Below are 19,437 nucleotides of genomic sequence, written 5' to 3'. Positions count from 1 at the left end.
CTCAGTACTCCGATTTCACCGCTTCGTCGCCGACGCGCGCAGTCCGACGCCCGCGAGTCCGGTGCCGAGAACCGCCGCGAGCAACCCCGCGAGCACCGTCACCGAAGACGCGACGGTGATTCCGGTACACCGGCCGACGACGCATATCTGTCCGTTTCCCGGGTGGTAGATGTCCTGCGCGAGTGCCCAGTAGGCGACGTACACCCCGAACGCCGCGAGCATCGCGACGGGCCATCCGTACGCCGCGAACCGCAGTGCGGCGTCCGAATCGGCGTCGCTCGCGCGCCGAACGAGGTACCGTCCGGCCGTCAACGGGAGCACCGTCGACGCGAGGAAGGCGACGAACACCGCGACGAGAGGCGTCACCGACGGTCCTCGCGGCGACCAACCCACGAGCGTCCAGACGACCGCCCCGAGGAGAGAGAGCGCTCCGACCGCGAGGAGGGCGACGCGGAGGGCGGACCCGAACGGGGCGTCCCCCCGTCGGTGAAGCAGGTGCGCGCCGAGCGTTACGGACGCCGAGACGCCGACAGTGAGGGCGAAGGCGAAGAGCAGACCGAGTTCTGCGAGGAGGGCCATCCCCGATATTCGCGCCGCCGAGAAATAAACCTGCCTGCGAGAGACGTCGCGAGGCGCGCTCAGAGCGTCACGACGGTGCCTCTCTCCTCGTCCTCGGCCCGTTCGTACAGGTGCCCCGCCGTCGCGGCGTCCAACACCGCCGACCCGACGCTCTCGACGACGAGTACCTCGTCGGCCGAGTCGCGCCCGGCGGCCCCCTCGAACACGTCCGAGAGGGGGACGAGTTCGGACGCTTCGACCCCCGCTTCCAGCGTATCGCCCACCTCGGCGGCCTCCTCGGGTACGTCCGCGAATATCGTCGCCGCGCGGGCCATCGTCTCGGCGTCGAGTTCGCGCATCTCGGCGGTGAACGCGCCGACGGCGACGACGAGGGTCCCGGGTTCGAGGTTCGCGCCGTCGAAGACGGGCGATTCGCTGGTCGTCGCGGTGACGACGACGTTCGACCCCGAAACCGCCTCCGCGGACGACTCGACCGCTCTCACGTCCGCGTCGTCCAACTCCTCGCGCAGGTCGGCGGCGCAGGCCTCCCGCGACTCGGAGGGGGAGTAGACGCGCACGCGTTCGAGGTCGGTCGCTGCGGCGACGGCGCGCGTCTGCCACCGCGCCTGCGCGCCCGCGCCGAAGACCCCCAGTCGAACCGATCCGGTCGCTAACTCGCGCGCCGCGAGGCCGCCGATGCACCCCGTGCGGGCGTTCGTGATTCGGTTCGCGGCCGCGTACGCGAGGGGGAGGCCCGTCTCCGCGTCCGTCAGGGCGAGTTGGGCGTTCACCGTGGGGATACCGCGCTCTCGGTTCCCCTCGTGGACGGCGGCGAGTTTCGTTGCGTACGTCGGGTCGCCGCGGACGTACGCCGGCATCGCGAGGGCCGTGCCGGGCGTCTCCGTCCCGACGGGGTAGTGCGGCCGCGGGGGCCGTTCGACCTCGCCGCGGCCCTGCTTCACGAACGCCCGTTCTATCTCCGGCAGGAGGGCTGGAAGCGAGAGCAACGACGCCACGTCGTCGTCCGAGAGGACGCGCACTTCGGTCATGGACGCCGGTACGGGCGCGGACGCCTGAAACGTTCGGTGGAATCTGCGAGGACGGGATACGTTCATACTTGCGGAGTGTCAACTCACACCATGAACGTCGTCATCGTCGGGGGAGGCGTCGTCGGCCTCGCCTGCGCGAACGCACTCGCCGCCCGCGGCGCGTCGGTCACCGTCTGCGAGGCGGGAACGCTCGGCGGCGGAAGCACCGGGCGCGCCGCCGGCGGCATCCGAACGCAGTTCTCCACGCGCGTGAACGTCGAACTCTCCCTCGCCAGCGTCCCCGTCTGGGAGTCGTTCGAGGCGGAGTTCGGCGTCGACATCGACTACCGGCGGACGGGCTACCTGTTCCTCGCCCGCGAGGAGGAGACGGCGGCGTCGTTCCGCGAGAACGTCGCCCTCCAGAACGACGCGGGCGGGGACAGTCGCCTCGTCGAACCCGAGGAGGCCCGCGAGTTCTGCCCGGAACTCCGCGCCGAGGAGTTCGTCACCGCCACGTACTCGCCCCTCGACGGGGTGGCTGACCCCCACTCGGCGGTGCAGGGGTACTCGCGGGCCGTGGACGACGCGGGCGTCGAGGTTCGGACGAAGACGCCCGTGACCGACCTCGAATACGACGCGAACGAATCGCTCTGGCGCGTGGAGACGCCGAAGGAGACGCTCTCGGCGGAGTACGTCGTGAACGCGGCGGGCGCGTGGGCGCGGCGCGTCGGCCGCCTCGCGGGCGTCGAACTGCCGATTTCGCCCCGGCGGCGGCAGATGGCCGTGGTCGAACCGGAACGGGAACTGTCGCGGACGGTGCCTTTCACCATCGACTTGGACACGGGGGCGTACTTCCGACCCGAACGCGAGGGGACGGCCGTCGTCGGCGGGCACTTCTCCGACGAGAACCCGGACGCGGACCCGGAGACGTTCGACGAGTCGATGGACCTCGGGTGGGCCGCGGAGGCGATAGAACGCGCCGACGACTGCGCCGCGTACTTCGGCCCCGAGACCCGAATCCGAAACGGGTGGGCCGGCCTGTACGCCGTCACGCCGGACCACCACGCGATTCTCGACGAGGTGCGACCGGGGTTCGTCGTCGCGGCGGGGTTCTCCGGGCACGGGTTCCAACACGCCCCCGCGACGGCCGAGTGCGTCGCCGAACTCGTCGCGGAGGGGGAGGCGTCGCACGTGGACGTGTCCGCACTCGCCGCCGACCGGTTCGACGCCGCCGAGGGCGAGACGCCGACGCTGAGGGAGCGAAACGTCGCCTGAGTCGCCGGTCCGGCGGGGGCGCGCCCCTGACACCGAATCGCACGCCTTTCAGAACGCTTTTGGGGTGGGGGGCAGTTTCCTCGGGTATGCGACCCGGACCCGCCACCGCAGGCGCACGCATTACCCGCGAACCGACCGGAAGCGGCGGGTTCGGTTTCTTCTTTCGGACCGACTGAGGGCGGCGGACCCTCCCGCCGTCGCCGCCGCCGGGCGAACGCTCGGGGCGGCGGCCGGTCGGGGGCGAAACCGTCCGAACCGGTCCGAGGCGGGCCGCGCGTCGGCCCGCCGTCTTCGGAACTGCTAATGACCGCCGCTCGGTAGACGCGGCAACGACCGACGCGAACGCAGGACGTGACATGAAACTTCCCGAATCACAGGTCGCGGTGTTGAACGCCGCGAGCGCGACGGACGAACAGACCATCGACCGACTGGCCGAGGAGACGGGCCTGAAACCGGAGACGGTGACGCAGGCGGCCTTCGAACTCCGCGACGAGGGCTACCTCGACGTCGAGGAGACGGAGGACGTGGAGTACGAACTCACCGAGGAGGGCCGCGACTACGTGGAGTCGGGCCTGCCGGAGGTGCGCCTCTATCGGGCCGCGATCGAGGCGGGCGCGGGCGAGGATCCGGTGCAGATGGGCCGCGTCATCGGCTCTTCTGGCCTCGACGGACCCGAGGTGGACATCGCCCTCGCGAACTTCGGCCGGAAGGGCTACGGCGAGATAGAGAGCGGCGAACTGTCCGCCGACCCGGACGCCGACGCCGCCGAGGACCCGGAAGCGCTCGCACTCGCGGCGTTGGCGCAGGGTGACGCCGTCTCAGACGAGGACGTTCTCGACCAACTGGTCTCCCGCAACCTCGTGAACCGCCGCGAGGAGACGGTTCGCTCCGTCCTCCTCTCCGAGGAGGGCGTGACGCTCCTCATGGAGGGCGTCGAGGTCGCAGAGACCGTAGACCGCCTGACGCCGGAGATGCTCACCTCCGGCGAGTGGGAGGACGTGGAGTTCACCGAGTACAACGTCGAAGCCGACGCGCCCGAGGTGCGCGGCGGCAAGACGCACATTCTCCGACAGACCGCGGACCGGGTGAAGGACGTGCTCACCGGCATGGGGTTCAAGGAGATGGAAGGGCCGCACGCCGACGCGGACTTCTGGATCAACGACTGCCTGTTCATGCCGCAGGACCACCCGGCGCGGACCCACTGGGACCGATTCGCCCTCGACGTGCCGCCCATCCGGGACCTGCCCGAGGACTTAGTGGACCGGGTGGAGGACGCCCACAGAAACGGCGTCGGCCCGGACGGCGACGGCTACCACTCGCCGTGGTCCGAGGACTTCGCGCGCGCCGTCGCCCTGCGCGGGCACACCACCTCGCTGTCGATGCGCTACCTCTCGGGGCACGAAGTCGGCGAACTCGAACCGCCCCAGCGGTACTTCTCCGTCGAGAAGGTGTACCGAAACGACACGCTCGACCCGACGCACCTCCTCGAATTCTACCAGATTGAGGGCTGGGTGATGGCCGAGGACCTCTCGGTGCGCGACCTGATGGGCACCTTCGAGGAGTTTTACAGCCAGTTCGGCATCACCGACCTCCAGTTCAAACCGCACTACAACCCCTACACGGAACCGTCGTTCGAGTTGTTCGGACGGCACCCCGAGACGGACGAACTCATCGAAATCGGCAACTCCGGCATGTTCCGCGAGGAGGTGCTGGAACCCCTCGGCGTCGACTGCGACGTGATGGCGTGGGGTCTCGCCTTGGAACGACTGCTCATGCTCATGTACGGCTTCGACGACATCCGCGACGTGCACGGAACGATGAGTGACCTCGAACTGCTCCGCGAGATGGAGGTGCTCCGATAATGCCCGTCGTAGACGTTCACCCCGAGGAACTCCGGCGACTGACGGGCCACGAGGACAAGTCCGACGAGGAGTTCGTAGACGACCTGTTCGCCCTCGGACTGGAGTTCGAAGGCGAAACCGAGGAGGGCGCGTTCCAATTGGAGTTCGGCCCCGACAGGCTCGATAGGCTCTCCGTGGAGGGCGTCGCCCGGTCGCTCCGCTACCAGTACGGCGACGACAGGGGCGTCTACGTCCCGAAGACGAACAACCCCGACTACACGTTCGTCGTGGACGAGGACGTGCCGGACGAACGCCCGTACGTCACGGGCGCGATAATCCGCGGCGTCGACTTGGACGACGAGGCCCTCGATTCGCTCATCCAGTTGCAGGAGAAGCTCCACGCGACGATGGGCCGACAGCGCGCGAAGGGCGCGATAGGCATCCACGACCTGACGATGATCAAGGGCGAGGTGCTGAGCGACGAGGGCGGCGGCAACTCCATCACCTACACCGGCATCGACCCCGACGGCGACACGTTCGTCCCCCTCGACAGCGACGCGGAACTGTCGCCCGCCGAGGTTCTGGAGGAACACGCCACCGGACGCGAGTACGCCGACCTGGTGTCGGAGTACGACCGCTACCCCGCCATCTACGACGAACTCGGCCTGTTCTCGTTCCCGCCGGTCATCAACGGCCGCCGGACGGAGGTTTCGACCGACTCGCGGGAACTGCTCGTGGAACTCACCGGCACCGACCAATGGACCATCGACCGGATGTGCAGCATCATCTGCTACGCCCTCAGCGCTCGGGGCGCGACCATCGAGGAGGTGGAAGTCGAGTACCCGAACGAGACGCTCCTCCGCCCGGACTTCGAGGTGGAGACGAAGCGCGTCTCTCACGACCGAATCGAGACGATGCTCGGCGTCGAGTTCGAGGAACGAGAGGCCGCGGACCTGTTCGAGCGGTCGGGTCTGGGCGTCGAACTCGCCGAGGACGAATCGACGGACACCGACGCGGACGGAGACGACGAGGGCACCATCTACGAGGTGTCCATCCCGCCGTACCGCGTGGACGTGCTCCACCCCCTCGACTTGGTGGACGACGTGGGCCGCGCCTACGGGTTCAACGAACTCGAACCGCGGTACCCCGACGTGGGCACCGTCGGCGAACGCCACGAGCGTTCCCGCCTCGAAGACGCCGCCCGAAACTCGCTTGTCGGCCTCGGCTTCGAGGATCTACTGAACTTCCACATGACGAACGAGGACGCCCTCACCACGCGGATGAACGTCGAGGAGGGCGCGGACGTGTTGGGCGGCGGCGAACCCGCGCGCATCACGGAACCGTACAGCGAGGACTACACCGTCCTCCGGACGTGGGCGATCCCCTCCCTGATGATGGTCCTCGAAAACAACACCCACCGCGCGTACCCGCAGGACCTCGCGGAAATCGGCTTCGTGGCCGAACGCGACGACGACATGAACACGCGGGTGCGGGAACGGCGGCACGTCGCGGCCGTCCTCGCGCGCCACGACGCGACGTACGAGGACGCGAAAGCGCGCCTGCAGGCGCTCTGTAGCGACTTCGGCGTCGAACTGGAGACGCCCGAGACGGCGCACCCGTCGTTCATCGACGGCCGCGTCGCCTCCGTCGTCGTAGACGGCGAGGACGTCGGCGTCGTCGGGGAGGTTCACCCGAAGGTCCTCGTCGAACACGACCTGGAACTGCCCGTCGCCGCGTTTGAGTTCGACCTGAACGCGCTACGGTAACACCCCTCACACCTCCCTTTTGACTTCCTTCCTGCCGGTGATTCGCTCGGGGACGAGTCGGTACTCCCTGAACGGTATCTCCTCTCTCGGCCGGTCGAATATGTCCACGTCGGGAATCTGCACTGCCCACAACTTCTGGACGGCGCTGGACTCGTACGGTGCGCCGCTCAGGTCCTCCAGCCTTCCGGCCGCGACGACGCTCTGCCACCCCGCCTCGGTTTCGCCGTAGGCGACGAAGGTAACCTGTCTTTCGACGACGCCCGACTTCGCGTTGCTCGGCGGAAACGCGAGTCGATAGTAGAAGCTCTCGTCCTCGGCGTCGTAGCCGTAGGAGACGGGAATCGTGAACGGAGGCGCTTCGAGTCCCTCCGCGAAGGCGATGACGCCCGTGCCGCCGCGTCCGAGGAACGCGTTCCGTTCGTCGACGCTCATCTGTACCCATCGGATGCCCTGCATACCGTCCGGTACGCGTGCGCGAGAGATAACGACGAGTTCACGCGGTCGGACAGATCCGGGCGGGCGACGGAGGGGGGCGCGCCGCCTGCGAGAGCGCGGTTTCGCGTCGCTCCGTGTCCCACAACCGAGTTGTTTAACAGCGGTCCACGCAGTAGATTCGACCGATAATGCCGAGCGGAGAATACGACCCGGAGGCCGTCGAGGCGAAGTGGCAGGATAGGTGGGTCGACGAGGACACGTACGCGTACCGCGGCGAGTCGGTAGACCCGAACACCGCCTTCTCCATCGACTCGCCGCCGCCGACGGTGTCCGGGAGTCTGCACTGGGGCCACGTATACGGCTTCACCCTGCAGGACTTCGTCGCGCGGTTCAACCGCATGCGCGGGAACGACGTGTTCTTCCCGTTCGGATACGACGACAACGGCATCGCCTCGGAGCGACTCACCGAGGACGAACTCGACGTTCGACACCAAGATTACGAGCGTCGGGAGTTCCAGAAGATGTGCCGGGAAGTCTGTCAGGAGTACGAGGCAGAGTTCACCGAGAAGATGCAGAGCCTCGGCATCTCCATCGACTGGGACGAGACGTACCAGACCATCTCGCCGGAGGTTCAGCGCATCTCGCAGCTGTCGTTCATCGACCTGTACGACCAGGGGCGGGAGTACCGCCAGCGCGCGCCCGCCATCTGGTGTCCCGAGTGCGAGACGGCCATCTCGCAGGTCGAAACCGAGGACGACGAACGGGACAGCCACTTCCACGACATCGAGTTCGGCGTCGCCGGGTCCGACGAGTCGTTCGTCATCTCCACGACGCGTCCAGAACTGCTCCCCGCCTGCGTCGCCGTCTTCGTCCACCCCGACGACGACGAGAACCAGTACCTCGTCGGCGAGACGGCCGAGATTCCGCTGTTCGGGCAGGAGGTGCCCGTCATCGCCGACGAACGCGTGGACATGGAGACGGGGTCCGGCATCGTCATGTGCTGTACCTTCGGCGACCAGACCGACATCGAGTGGTACCAAGCACACGACCTGGACCTCCGCATCGCCATCGACGAGTCCGGCACGCTGACCGACGTGGCGGGCGAGTACGCCGGTCTCTCCTCGGAGGAGGCCCGCGAGGAGATCGTCGCGGACTTAGGGGAGGAGGGGTCGCTCCTCGACCGCCGCGCCATCACCCACACGGTGAACGTCCACGAACGCTGCGGCACGCCCGTCGAGTTCCTCGTCAAAGACCAGTGGTACATCGAACTGCTCGACAAGACCGACGAGTACCTCGAAGCGGGGCGGCAGATGGACTGGTACCCTGAGAAGATGTTCACGCGGTACAAAAACTGGATCGAGGGCCTCCAGTGGGACTGGTCCATCTCCCGACAGCGTTCCTCGGGCATCCCGTTCCCCGTCTGGTACTGCGGTGAGTGCGAACACGTCGTCGTCGCCGACCGCGAGGACCTGCCGGTGGACCCCCTCTCTGACGACCCGCCGGTCGACACCTGCCCCGAGTGCGGTCACGACGAGCTCGTCCCCGAGGACGACGTGTTCGACACGTGGGCCACCTCCTCTTTGACGCCCCTCATCAACGCCGGGTGGGACTGGAACGGCGAGGAGATGGAGATAGAGCGACCGCAACTGTACCCGTTCGACGTCCGCCCGCAGGGCCACGACATCATCTCTTTCTGGCTGTTCCACACCGTCGTCAAGTGCTACGAGCACACCGGCGAGGTGCCGTTCGACAGCGTGATGATAAACGGGATGGTGCTGGACCAGAACCGCGAGAAGATGTCGAAGTCGAAGGGGAACATCGTCGCCCCCGACGAAGTCGTCTCGAAGTACCCCGTCGACGCCGCGCGCTACTGGGCCGCCGGAAGCGCCGTCGGCGACGACCTGCCGTACTCCGAGAAGGGCCTCCGCGCCGGGGAGAAACTCCTGCGGAAGCTGTGGAACGCCTCGAAACTCGTCGAGAGTCTCACCGAGGACGCGCCCGAGGAGTTCGACCACGACGACCTGCGCGAGATAGACCGCTGGCTGTTGGCGTCGCTCGACAGGGAGATCGAGTTCGTCACCGAGAAGTTGGAGAACCGGGAGTTCTCGAAGGCCCGCGACCGGGTTCGGAGCTTCTTCTGGCACACGTTCTGCGACGACTACCTCGAAATCGCGAAACAGCGAGTCCGCGACGGCGGCGACGACTCCGCGGCGTACACGCTCGAAACGGCGCACCGCCGCTTCGTCAAGCTGTTCGCGCCCATCCTCGCGCACGCCGCGGAGGAACTGTGGCGCGACATGCACGACGCCGAGTCGAGCGTCCACCGCGCCTCGTGGCCCGAACCGCTCGGACTCGACGCCGACGTCGCGGCGGGCGAGACGGCGATGGACGTCGTCGGCGCGCTTCGGAAGTACAAGAGCGACAACCAACTGTCGATGAACGCCGACTTGGACACCGTGGAGGTGTACGGCGACATCGCCGGCTTCGAGGAGGACATCCGCCGCGTGATGCACGTCGAGACGCTGGAGGCGTTCGACGACCGGCCCGAGATAGAGTCCGTCGTCACGGGCGTCGACCTCGATTACTCGCTCGTCGGCCCCGAGTTCGGGAGTCAGGTCTCCGACATCGAGTCGGCCATCGCGCAGGGCGACTACGACGTCGAAAACGGAACGCTCCGCGCCGCGGGCGTCGAACTCGACGCGGAGATGTTCGAGGTGAACGAGGAACGGCGCTACTCCGGCGAGGGCGAGATGGTCGAGGCGGGCGAGACGCCCATCGTCGTCCGCGACTGAGGCGTCGGTCGCGCTCTCTTTTCGTTCGCGCGGATAGCCGCGTCGAAACGGTGCGTCCGTCTCAGCGGTCCGCGCCGACGGCCTCGTCTATCGAGTCGAACCCGTCGCGTTCGAGTAGTTCGAGCAAGCCCTCGTTGATGTCGCGCGCGAGGGTCGGCCCCTCGAAGACGAGGCCGGTGTACAACTGCACGAGGCTCGCCCCGGCGCGAATCTTCGCGTACGCGCCCTCGGCGTCGGAGACGCCGCCGACGCCGACGACCGGCACGTCGGTTCGCTCGGCGATGAACCGAACGAGGTCCGTCGCCCGCGACTCGATGGGTTTGCCCGAGAGGCCGCCCCGTTCGACCCTGTTGGGGTTGCGGAGGCCCTCGGGGCGGTCCGTCGTCGTGTTCGTGGCGATGACGCCGTCCAAGTCGAGTTCGTCCACGACTTCGAGGGCGTCCTCGACGGCGGGTTCGGGGAGGTCCGGGGAAACTTTCACCAGCAAGGGCGACGCGCCCGCGTCGACGAGGGCTTCGAGGATGGCCTCCATCGAGTCGCGGTTCTGGAGGTTGCGCATCCCCTCGCTGTTGGGACAGGAGACGTTGACGGCGAGGTAGTCCGCGCCGTCGGCGACCTGCTCGTAGGTGTGGCGGTAGTCCTCGGGGGCCTCCTCGGAGGGCGTCGATTCCGAGAGGGCGACGTTGACGCCGACGGGCACGTCGGGCGTCGGCCCCGACGCGAGGCGTTCGCCGACCCGGTCGGCACCCTCGTTGTTGAGGCCCATGCGGTTGATGATGGCCCCGTCCTCGGGGAGTCGGAACATCCGGGGCCGCGGGTTTCCGGGCTGTCTCTCCGCGGTGACGCCGCCGACTTCGACGTGGCCAAAGCCGAGAGCCGAGAGGGCGACGGGCACCTCCGCGTTCTTGTCGAACCCCGCGGCGACGCCCACCGGGTTGTCGAACGAGAGACCGAAGGCGTCGGTCGCGAGTCTCTCGTCCTCGACGCGGAGACGTCGGCGGAGTGCGTCCTCGACGGGCGTGTGCTGTACCGTTCGAAGCGCGCCGTGGACCGCGCCGTGCGCCGTCTCGGGCGGAAGCGAGAAAAGAACAGGTTTGAGTGCGGCGTACGCGCCCCGAATCATCGGCTCCCACCCGCGCCGGTCGCCCGGGGTCGAGTTCGGGACGGTCGCGTCTGCGTCCGAGTCATCGCGGTCAGAAGTCGTGCTCGACTTCGTCGGGGTCGGCCTTCTGGATGATTATCTTGCCGTCTCGGACGCGAACGAACACCTCGTCACCGATCTCCATGCCCGCGACGGCGAGTTCGTCCTCGTGAAGGTTCACGTGGACGTTGTGGTACTCACCGTTCTCGTCTTTCGCGCCACTCGGGCTGAGCTTCTTTTTCCGAACCATCGGGGGTGTCTAGTCGAAGGTTCGCCGTAGGATATACATAAGTGTTGTCTACGCGCTTTCAGGCCGGGCGGCCGAACGGAAGACGGCGCGGGGGCCCGTCGATTTCGAACGGATGCTCGCCTCGCCTCTCTCGGGGGGGTGGGTTTATAACTATCCCGCCGCGGGACGCTCATTTTGCCGATATATTTAAGCCGGACCATGTGTTCGGTTGCCATGGAGGAGTAAAACCATGGTACGCGAGGACGGTAAGCGGAATTTCGTGATGCGCGAGGAGGACGGTACAGAGTCGAGCGTGTTCTCCGGCAGCATGCCCCGCCAGGCCGCACTCAAGGCCGCGCGACGACTCGAACCACACGGCTCCGAGGAGGAGGCGAAGTCCAACGCGACGGAGATTCGCCTCCGCGAGAAGGGAACCGACAAGGTCCACATCTTCGACGCGTGGGCGTGGTCCGACGAAGCACCCGACGACAAACCGGGGTGGATGGAAGGCGACATCACGAAAGGTAACGTCTCAAAACAGGGGATCAAGCACCTCGAAGAGTAGTTTCGGCCGGACGTTCTGACTGACGGTTTTCTTTGCGTACGTGAGCGTGCGCGCCTCCGGTAGTCGCGGTCGCTCCGATACGGCTATCCGTCTGCCGCCGCCACCTCGACACGCGCGGCCAACACCCGGTCAGACCGAACGCGAGACGCGCGGGATGACCGACCGGCCTCCTACCGCGCGACATTTCGATACCGCCAGCGGCGGCGTTCCGGAGCGTCGGGACGCTGCCACATCATTTATCGCCGGCCGAGATATGAAACCGCATGACGATGCGGGTTCGGTTCGACGGCCTTTTATGTAACCGGGGCATTCGTAGAAATACGCAGAGGCAGCCCGGGACGCCCTCGGGCCGCCACCGTCCGAACGCCCAACCCACCACGGCATCGACTCGGATCTCCCGAGTGCGACTCGCACTCACGGACAATCCGAGACGACGGCCTTAAGTGGTCGAAGGCATTTCGGAATAATGCGAACGACACACCGCGATCGCGGGCGGTTCAACCCCGTCCGCAATCGGACTTCACCACCCTCCCGGCTTCGGCCGGGAACCCAGGACGAACCGAGGCCCTTAAGGCCTCGAACGTCCTACCCTGAAGTCCGAAAGACATGAGGATTCCACCCCTGCGGTCCGCCGTACAGATGGAATCTGATGTTAGCCTTGGTAGTTCGGTGACACCCGATTGGTGTCGTCGAATACCACAACGGACCAAGCAATATTGGTGATTCCGCTCTCTCTGAGAGCGAAATCCCGCCACCCCCTGGCCCTCTGGGCCAGGAACATTCCGGTTGATCCTGCCGGAGGTCATTGCTATCGGAGTCCGATTTAGCCATGCTAGTCGTGCGAGTTCAGACTCGCGGCAAATAGCTCAGTAACACGTGGTCAAGCTACCCTGCAGAGAAGGATATCCTCGGGAAACTGAGGCCAATACTTCATAAGGTTCCCAGGCTGGAGTGCCGGGAACTGGAAAGGTTCCGACGCTGCAGGATGCGGCTGCGGTCGATTAGGTAGACGGTGGGGTAACGGCCCACCGTGCCGATAATCGGTACGGGTTGTGAGAGCAAGAGCCCGGAGACGGAATCTGAGACAAGATTCCGGGCCCTACGGGGCGCAGCAGGCGCGAAACCTTTACACTGCACGCAAGTGCGATAAGGGGACTCCGAGTGCGAGGGCATATAGTCCTCGCTTTTCTGTACCGTAGGAAGGTACAGGAATAAGGGCTGGGCAAGACCGGTGCCAGCCGCCGCGGTAATACCGGCAGCCCGAGTGATGACCGATTTTATTGGGCCTAAAGCGTCCGTAGCTGGCCAAGCAAGTCTGTCGGGAAATCCATCCGCTCAACGGATGGGCGTCCGGCGGAAACTCCTTGGCTTGGGACCGGAAGGCTCGAGGGGTACGTCTGGGGTAGGAGTGAAATCCTGTAATCCTGGACGGACCACCGATGGCGAAAGCACCTCGAGAAGACGGATCCGACAGTGAGGGACGAAAGCTAGGGTCTCGAACCGGATTAGATACCCGGGTAGTCCTAGCTGTAAACGATGTTCGCTAGGTGTGGCACAGGCTACGAGCCTGTGCTGTGCCGTAGGGAAGCCGAGAAGCGAACCGCCTGGGAAGTACGTCCGCAAGGATGAAACTTAAAGGAATTGGCGGGGGAGCACTACAACCGGAGGAGCCTGCGGTTTAATTGGACTCAACGCCGGACATCTCACCAGCCCCGACTACAGTAATGACGACCAGGTTGATGACCTTGTCACGAGCTGTAGAGAGGAGGTGCATGGCCGCCGTCAGCTCGTACCGTGAGGCGTCCTGTTAAGTCAGGCAACGAGCGAGACCCGCACTCCTAATTGCCAGCAACAGTTTCGACTGGTTGGGTACATTAGGAGGACTGCCGCTGCCAAAGCGGAGGAAGGAACGGGCAACGGTAGGTCAGTATGCCCCGAATGGGCTGGGCTACACGCGGGCTACAATGGTCGAGACAATGGGTTGCTACCTCGAAAGAGGACGCTAATCTCCTAAACTCGGTCGTAGTTCGGATTGAGGGCTGAAACTCGCCCTCATGAAGCTGGATTCGGTAGTAATCGCACTTCACAAGAGTGCGGTGAATACGTCCCTGCTCCTTGCACACACCGCCCGTCAAAGCACCCGAGTGAGGTCCGGATGAGGCCATCGCAAGATGGTCGAATCTGGGCTTCGCAAGGGGGCTTAAGTCGTAACAAGGTAGCCGTAGGGGAATCTGCGGCTGGATCACCTCCTAACGCACGGGACCTGGCCGTCGCGCCAGGCCCACACCCGCTTGGTCCACCGTGGCCATTCGACACTCGCCAATCGGGCACCTTAGAACTACCAAGGCTAACCGGGCCCGTAGCTCAGTGGTAGAGCGCCTCCTTTGCAAGGAGGAAGCCCTGGGTTCAAATCCCAGCGGGTCCATCTCAGGATTGACCTCAATCCGTGTCCCTTAAGTGTGGGCACGGACTGAGTGTTAATCCCGAAAGAACTGATGCACTATCCCGCGAGAGCGCGGATAGGAAGGGTTCGACGAGCCCCCCGGGCCGCACCTGGGGGAGTTCGATGACGACCGTATGTACGTGCAATCCAGACGCCCACTGAACCCGTTTCATCGGGATAGTGGACGTCCGAAACACAACTGGCTACTGTGCCAGCTGGTGAATGGCTCGGCTCGAGAGCCGACGAAGGACGTGCCAAGCTGCGATAAGCCTCAGGGACCCGCATGGAGGGAAAGAACTGAGGATCTCCGAATGAGAATCTCCACCGCAATTGCCGCGCGCAATGGGGAACGCTCCGAATTGAAACATCTTAGTAGGAGCAGGAACAGAAAGCAATCCGCGATGTCGTTACTAACGGCGAGTGAACGCGACACAGTCCAAACCGAATCCGCAAGGACATGTGGTGTACGGACATCCTATAACGGCTTTCAACGACACGAGAAGTCTCTTGGAACAGAGCGTGATACAGGGTGACAACCCCGTATCGTGTCCGCGAAAGCCCGAGGTTGCTCCAGAGTAGCAGGGGTTGGATATCCCTTGTGAATCTCGCAGGCATCGACTGCGAAGACTAAACACTCCTCGAGACCGATAGCGAACAAGTAGCGTGAGCGAACGCTGAAAAGCACCCCGAACAGGGCGGTGCAATAGGGCCTGAAATCAGCTGGCGATAGAGCGACGAGGCATACAAGGTCCCTCAGAAAACGACCCACTCGCGAGAGTGCAGTAGGAATTGAAGGAAGCCGGTGTCCCGTCGTACGTTTTGAAAAACGAACCAGGGAGTGCACTTGATTGGCAAGTCTAACCGGATCATCCGGGAAGGCGCAGGGAAACCGACATGGCCGCAGTCTTCTTCTGAAGACGAGGGCCGCCGTCCTCAAAGGCGGGGAGTCAATCGGGTGCGACCCGAAACCGAGTGATCTACGCGGGGGCAGGACGAAGCGTGCCGAAAGGTGCGTGGAGGTCCGTTAGGGTTGGTGTCCTACAATACCCTCCCGTGACCTGCGCGTAGGGGTGAAAGGCCCATCGAACTCGGCAACAGCTGGTTCCAGCCGAAACATGTCGAAGCATGACCTCAGCAGAGGTAGTGTGCGAGGTAGAGCGACCGATTGGGTGACCCGCCTCCGAGAGGAGTCGGCCACCCTGTCGAACTCCGAACTTGCACACGCCGTCGAAGCTGGGAGTCCGGACTGCGGGGTAAGCTTGTGGTCCGTGAGGGAGACAACCCAGAGCTGGGTTAAGGTCCCCAAGTGTGGATTAAGTGCGACCGAAGGTTGTCCCGAGCCCTAAACAGCCGGGAGGTGAGCTTAGAAGCAGCTACCCTCTAAGAAAAGCGTAACAGCTTACCGGCCGAGGTTCGGGGCGCCGAAAATGATCGGGGCTCAAATCCACCACCGAGACCTAGCAGCAGACAATACGTCTGACCTAGTAGGCTGGCATTCTGTGCGGGTGGAAGCTCGGGCGAGAGTTCGAGTGGACCGCGCAGTAACGAAAATCCTGGTCACAGTAGCAGCGATAGTCGGGTGTGAACCCCGACGGCCTCAAGAGCAAGGGTTCCTCGGCACTGCCACTCAGCCGAGGGTTAGCCGATCCTAAGTCCTGTCGTAATTCGAGCAGGACAAAAGGGAAACTGGTTAATATTCCAGTGCTACCATGCAGTGAAAGTCGACGCTTTGGGAAACGTCAAGCCGGGCCTTCGCCCGGTCGAACCGCGGAAGTTCGTGGATGCCGTAACGGCACGAAGCGAACGAAGCGCGGGATAGCGCAAGTTGACGGTACCTAGAGCCCGTGAAAAGACGAGCATGGTATTCGTACCGAGATCCGACACAGGTGCTCAGGCGGAGAAAGCCAAGGCCTGTCGGGATCAACCGACGTTAGGGAATTCGGCAAATTAGTCCCGTAAGTTCGCGATAAGGGATGCCTGCTCCTGACCGAGCAGGTCGCAGTGACTCGGACGCTCCAACTGTCTAGTAACAACACAGGTGACCGCAAATCCGCAAGGACTCGTACGGTCACTGAATCCTGCCCAGTGCGGGTATCTGAACACCTCGTACAAGAGGACGAAGGACCCGTCAACGGCGGGGGTAACTATGACCCTCTTAAGGTAGCGTAGTACCTTGCCGCTTCAGTAGCGGCTTGCATGAATGGATCAATGAGAGCGTCGCTGTCCCAACGTTGGGCCCGGTGAACTGTACGTTCCAGTGCGGAGTCTGGAGTCCCCCAAGGGGAAGCGAAGACCCTATAGAGCTTTACTGCAGGCTGTCGCTGAGACGTGGTCTCCGATGTGCAGCATAGGTAGGAGACGTTACGCAGGCACCCGCGCTAGCGGGCCGCCGAGTCATCATTGAAATACTACCCGTCGGCGACTGCGACTCTCACTCCGGGAGGAGGACACCGGTAGCCGGGCAGTTTGACTGGGGCGGTACGCGCTCGAAAAGATATCGAGCGCGCCCAAAGATTTCCTCACGCGGGTCGGAAACCCGTGGAAGAGCGCAAGAGCACACGGAAGTCTGACAGTGACATTCCCAACGAGTGTCGCTGACGCGAAAGCGTGGTCTAGCGAACCTACGAGGTTCCTCAATGGGACCCGTAGATGACAGAAAAGCTACCTTAGGGATAACAGAGTCGTCACCGGCAAGAGCACATATCGACCCGGTGGCTTGCTACCTCGATGTCGGTTCCCTCCATCCTGCCTGTGCAGAAGCAGGCAAGGGTGAGGTTGTTCGCCTATTAAAGGAGGTCGTGAGCTGGGTTTAGACCGTCGTGAGACAGGTCGGCTGCTATCTATTGGGGGTGTTAAGGAATCTGACGTGAACGGACGTATAGTACGAGAGGAACTACGTCTGGTCGCCGCTGGTGTACCGGTTGTCCGAGAGGGCAGTTGCCGGGCAGCTACGCGACACGGGGTAAGAGCTGAACGCATCTAAGCTCGAAACCCACATGAAAAAGAGATTCCACCGAGGTCACTCATAGAAGATGAGTTCGATAGACTCGGGGTGTACGCGTCGAGGCAACGAGACGTTCAGCCCGCGAGCACTAACAGACCAAGCCATACTCATACTGCATCGGACCCACCACAGTCCCGATGAAGCGGGTTCAGGCGTTAACTGGATTGCACGAACATACGGTCGAAGAAGAACCACCGAGATTGGTGAACAACGGTTCGACTCCGTTGCTCGGCGTTAAGGCGGCCACAGCAGTGGGGCTACACCCGTACCCATCCCGAACACGGAAGTTAAGCCCACTCGCGTTTCGGTCAGTACTGGAGTGCGCGAGCCTCTGGGAAATCCGATTCGCCGCCTCCACTCATACTTCCATACCGAGGCCCACTCTCTCTGAGAGTGGGCCTCGGTCATTTCGAACGGGACGATACAGAGACACGAGAGCGTCGCGGAGATCACCCTCACCCGACCGACTCGCGTACCGAAGACCGCTAGGCTTAAGCGCGAGACGGGAATACGATTACCTGCGCCAAGGTGGCAGAGTCCGGCCGAACGCAGCGGCCTGCAGAGCCGCCCATCGCCGGTTCAAATCCGGCCCTTGGCTTCCAATTTTCCGCTCCAAGTAAACTCCGTATCTTTCCGACCGTCCGAGCGACGCGCTCCGTTCGTCGAGGAGTCCTGCTCGCAGTCTCCGAACGCACCAGCGAGAACCGAATCCGGGAGAGGGAGTCCCCGGGAGAATTTACTTTGCGACCGAACGCGCTGTAGGAACCGTGACAGACCGCTACGACTGTATCGTCGTCGGCGTCGGCGGCATGGGGAGTGCGACGGCGTTCCACCTCGCGGACCGGGGACTGGACGTCCTCGGGATAGAGCGGTACGACGTTCCGCACGAGATGGGTTCCTCGCACGGGGTGACGCGCATCATCCGCAAGGCGCAGTACGAGGACCCCGCGTACGTCCCTCTCGTCCGTCGAGCGTACGACCTCTGGCGGGAGTTGGAGGACCGGACGGGGCGAGAACTGCTGCACGTCACCGGCGGCATCGACGCCGGCCCCGAAGACAGCGAAGTGTTCGCGGGGTCAGTGCGGTCCTGCGAGGAACACGGCATCGACCACGAAGTGCTCTCGGCGGACGAACTGAACGACAGGTTCCCGGGGTACGACCTGCCGGACCACCACCGCGCGGTGTATCAACCCGACGGCGGCTTTCTCGTCCCCGAACAGTGCATCATCGCGCACGTCGAGGCGGCGCAGGCGGCGGGTGCGGAGATTCGCGCCCGAGAGACCGTCGCCGATTTGGCGTCCCTCTCCGACGGGGTGCGCGTCACCACCGACAAGGGAACGTACGAGGCGGACGACGTCGTCGTCACCGCGGGCGCGTGGGCGCGGAAGCTCCTCCCCGAACTCACCGAACTCGCGGTTCCCGAACGGCAGGTGCTCGCGTGGCTTCGCCCGACGGAACCCGAGCGGTTCGAGGCGTCGAACTTTCCGGTGTTCGTCCACGCCGCGGACGACGGTCACTACTACGGCTTCCCCCGGTACGACGTGCCCAGCTTCAAGTTCGGGAAGTTCAACCACTTCGGGGAGGAGGTGGACCCCGACGCGATGGACCGGGAACCGCGCCGGGGGGACGAGGAGATGCTCAGAGCGTACGCGAGGCGCTACTTCCCCGACGGCGCGGGGCCGACGATGCGGCTCGCCACCTGCATGTTCACGAACACGCCGGACCACCACTTCGTCCTCGATACGCTCCCCGACGACCCGCGAATCACGGTCGGCGCCGGCTTCTCCGGTCACGGATTCAAGTTCGCCAGTGCCGTCGGCGAAGTCCTCGCTGACCTCGCGACGGACGGGGGGACGGACCACGACATCGACCTGTTTCGGTTGGACCGGTTCGACCGGGCGCGAGACGGCTAGCCGAACTCAGCCGCGGAGTCCCGGATGACAGCGTTCGATGGCCTCGCGGACGGCCTCCTGCCGCTCGACGAACGCCAGGTGGTCGCCGCAACGGAGTGTGAGGGCGGACCCGGGACCCGGGAACCGGGGACTCGCCGTCTCGGCTGACGAGTGCGACCAACACTCCGTCCGGGAGGCTCCCGTCTCACTCGCCGATGGACGCCCGATGGGTCCCGCTGGGCCGACGGCTACCCCCGCGAGGACGGGAAAGAGGACGCTCGGTATCTGCAGTCGGTCCGCCGGGACCTGCGCGGCGACTCCGACCCCGGAATCGCCACCACGAGCGAAATCGGCCCTGTTCGGGAGTTCGCGCCCGAGACCCGTCGAAACACGCGCCCTCGGCACAGAACCACCGTCCCCGGTGGTTCGGGTCGGTCGTAACAACGCGGACAGTCATTCTCGATTCTA

At 64.6% G+C, this 19,437-nt stretch carries 11 protein-coding genes, 2 tRNA genes and 3 rRNA genes; 11 read left to right on the top strand and 5 right to left on the bottom strand.

Annotated features, from left to right (window positions below; all coding sequences use genetic code 11):
- Positions 1-15 precede the first annotated feature (15 nt).
- Positions 16-579 carry a hypothetical protein gene (locus ACZ522_RS10700; RefSeq protein WP_379699804.1) on the bottom strand — a complete coding sequence of 188 codons (564 nt, stop codon included), beginning with the start codon at positions 577-579 and terminating at the stop codon, positions 16-18.
- A gap of 59 nt (positions 580-638) precedes the next feature.
- The gene (locus tag ACZ522_RS10695; protein ID WP_379699806.1) at positions 639-1,607 is read right to left on the bottom strand and encodes an ornithine cyclodeaminase family protein; all 969 of its coding nucleotides are present in this window, start codon (positions 1,605-1,607) and stop codon (positions 639-641) included.
- 90 nt (positions 1,608-1,697) lie between these two features.
- Between ACZ522_RS10695 and ACZ522_RS10690 the strand changes: the two genes are divergently transcribed.
- The 3 genes from ACZ522_RS10690 to pheT all read left to right on the top strand — a co-directional run bounded on the left by ACZ522_RS10690 (position 1,698) and on the right by pheT (position 6,468).
- Positions 1,698-2,861 carry an NAD(P)/FAD-dependent oxidoreductase gene (locus ACZ522_RS10690; protein WP_379699807.1) on the top strand — a complete coding sequence of 388 codons (1,164 nt, stop codon included), beginning with the start codon at positions 1,698-1,700 and terminating at the stop codon, positions 2,859-2,861.
- Between the two features lie 356 nt (positions 2,862-3,217).
- Positions 3,218-4,723: a phenylalanine--tRNA ligase subunit alpha gene (gene pheS, locus ACZ522_RS10685; protein ID WP_379699809.1), complete on the top strand. Its 1,506-nt coding sequence runs from the start codon at positions 3,218-3,220 to the stop codon at positions 4,721-4,723.
- Complete coding sequence (gene pheT, locus ACZ522_RS10680) at positions 4,723-6,468, top strand: phenylalanine--tRNA ligase subunit beta (protein ID WP_379699812.1); 1,746 nt, start codon at positions 4,723-4,725, stop codon at positions 6,466-6,468. The genes pheS and pheT overlap by 1 nt, the downstream gene beginning before the upstream one ends.
- Before the next feature lie 6 nt (positions 6,469-6,474).
- Here the strand turns inward: pheT and ACZ522_RS10675 are convergent, their stop codons facing one another.
- Entirely contained in the window at positions 6,475-6,924 is a 450-nt protein-coding gene (locus ACZ522_RS10675) for a pyridoxamine 5'-phosphate oxidase family protein (protein WP_379699815.1), read from the bottom strand.
- A 167-nt stretch (positions 6,925-7,091) separates the two neighbouring features.
- On the opposite strand from ACZ522_RS10675, the gene ACZ522_RS10670 reads away from it, so the two are divergent.
- Complete coding sequence (locus ACZ522_RS10670; RefSeq protein ID WP_379699817.1) at positions 7,092-9,695, top strand: valine--tRNA ligase; 2,604 nt, start codon at positions 7,092-7,094, stop codon at positions 9,693-9,695.
- A 61-nt stretch (positions 9,696-9,756) separates the two neighbouring features.
- Here the strand turns inward: ACZ522_RS10670 and ACZ522_RS10665 are convergent, their stop codons facing one another.
- Both ACZ522_RS10665 and ACZ522_RS10660 read right to left on the bottom strand, forming a co-directional pair.
- Entirely contained in the window at positions 9,757-10,818 is a 1,062-nt protein-coding gene (locus tag ACZ522_RS10665; protein ID WP_379699819.1) for a quinone-dependent dihydroorotate dehydrogenase, read from the bottom strand.
- A gap of 70 nt (positions 10,819-10,888) precedes the next feature.
- Complete coding sequence (locus ACZ522_RS10660) at positions 10,889-11,086, bottom strand: hypothetical protein (RefSeq protein ID WP_006055708.1); 198 nt, start codon at positions 11,084-11,086, stop codon at positions 10,889-10,891.
- Between the two features lie 229 nt (positions 11,087-11,315).
- Here ACZ522_RS10660 and ACZ522_RS10655 point away from each other — a divergent pair, with 229 nt between their 5' ends.
- From ACZ522_RS10655 to solA, 7 genes are all read left to right on the top strand, one after another.
- Positions 11,316-11,630 carry a non-histone chromosomal MC1 family protein gene (locus tag ACZ522_RS10655; protein WP_092538572.1) on the top strand — a complete coding sequence of 105 codons (315 nt, stop codon included), beginning with the start codon at positions 11,316-11,318 and terminating at the stop codon, positions 11,628-11,630.
- A 779-nt stretch (positions 11,631-12,409) separates the two neighbouring features.
- A 16S ribosomal RNA gene (locus tag ACZ522_RS10650) occupies positions 12,410-13,881 on the top strand.
- Between the two features lie 102 nt (positions 13,882-13,983).
- Positions 13,984-14,055: transfer RNA gene (locus ACZ522_RS10645), tRNA-Ala, on the top strand.
- Between the two features lie 212 nt (positions 14,056-14,267).
- Positions 14,268-17,187, top strand: a 23S ribosomal RNA gene (locus ACZ522_RS10640).
- Between the two features lie 125 nt (positions 17,188-17,312).
- Positions 17,313-17,434, top strand: a 5S ribosomal RNA gene (gene rrf, locus ACZ522_RS10635).
- The 16S, 23S and 5S rRNA genes sit together here with 2 tRNA genes alongside, the layout of an rRNA operon.
- A 165-nt stretch (positions 17,435-17,599) precedes the next feature.
- Positions 17,600-17,675, top strand: a tRNA-Cys gene (locus ACZ522_RS10630).
- Between the two features lie 211 nt (positions 17,676-17,886).
- Entirely contained in the window at positions 17,887-18,990 is a 1,104-nt protein-coding gene (gene solA / locus ACZ522_RS10625; RefSeq protein ID WP_464391821.1) for an N-methyl-L-tryptophan oxidase, read from the top strand.
- Positions 18,991-19,437 lie beyond the last annotated feature (447 nt).

This window comes from Halopelagius fulvigenes, from assembly GCF_055398025.1.
Note: the sequence above shows the minus strand (reverse complement) of the source record. Positions and strands in the feature narration are given on the sequence as shown.

Coding starts and splice junctions, on each gene's coding strand:
- ACZ522_RS10675 (WP_379699815.1), bottom strand. CDS start 6,924: ATGCAGGGCATCCGATGGGTACAGATGAGCGTCGACGAACGGAACGCG.
- ACZ522_RS10655 (WP_092538572.1), top strand. CDS start 11,316: ATGGTACGCGAGGACGGTAAGCGGAATTTCGTGATGCGCGAGGAGGAC.
- ACZ522_RS10700 (WP_379699804.1), bottom strand. CDS start 579: ATGGCCCTCCTCGCAGAACTCGGTCTGCTCTTCGCCTTCGCCCTCACT.
- solA (WP_464391821.1), top strand. CDS start 17,887: ATGGGGAGTGCGACGGCGTTCCACCTCGCGGACCGGGGACTGGACGTC.
- pheS (WP_379699809.1), top strand. CDS start 3,218: ATGAAACTTCCCGAATCACAGGTCGCGGTGTTGAACGCCGCGAGCGCG.
- ACZ522_RS10665 (WP_379699819.1), bottom strand. CDS start 10,818: ATGATTCGGGGCGCGTACGCCGCACTCAAACCTGTTCTTTTCTCGCTT.
- ACZ522_RS10690 (WP_379699807.1), top strand. CDS start 1,698: ATGAACGTCGTCATCGTCGGGGGAGGCGTCGTCGGCCTCGCCTGCGCG.
- ACZ522_RS10670 (WP_379699817.1), top strand. CDS start 7,092: ATGCCGAGCGGAGAATACGACCCGGAGGCCGTCGAGGCGAAGTGGCAG.
- ACZ522_RS10660 (WP_006055708.1), bottom strand. CDS start 11,086: ATGGTTCGGAAAAAGAAGCTCAGCCCGAGTGGCGCGAAAGACGAGAAC.
- pheT (WP_379699812.1), top strand. CDS start 4,723: ATGCCCGTCGTAGACGTTCACCCCGAGGAACTCCGGCGACTGACGGGC.
- ACZ522_RS10695 (WP_379699806.1), bottom strand. CDS start 1,607: ATGACCGAAGTGCGCGTCCTCTCGGACGACGACGTGGCGTCGTTGCTC.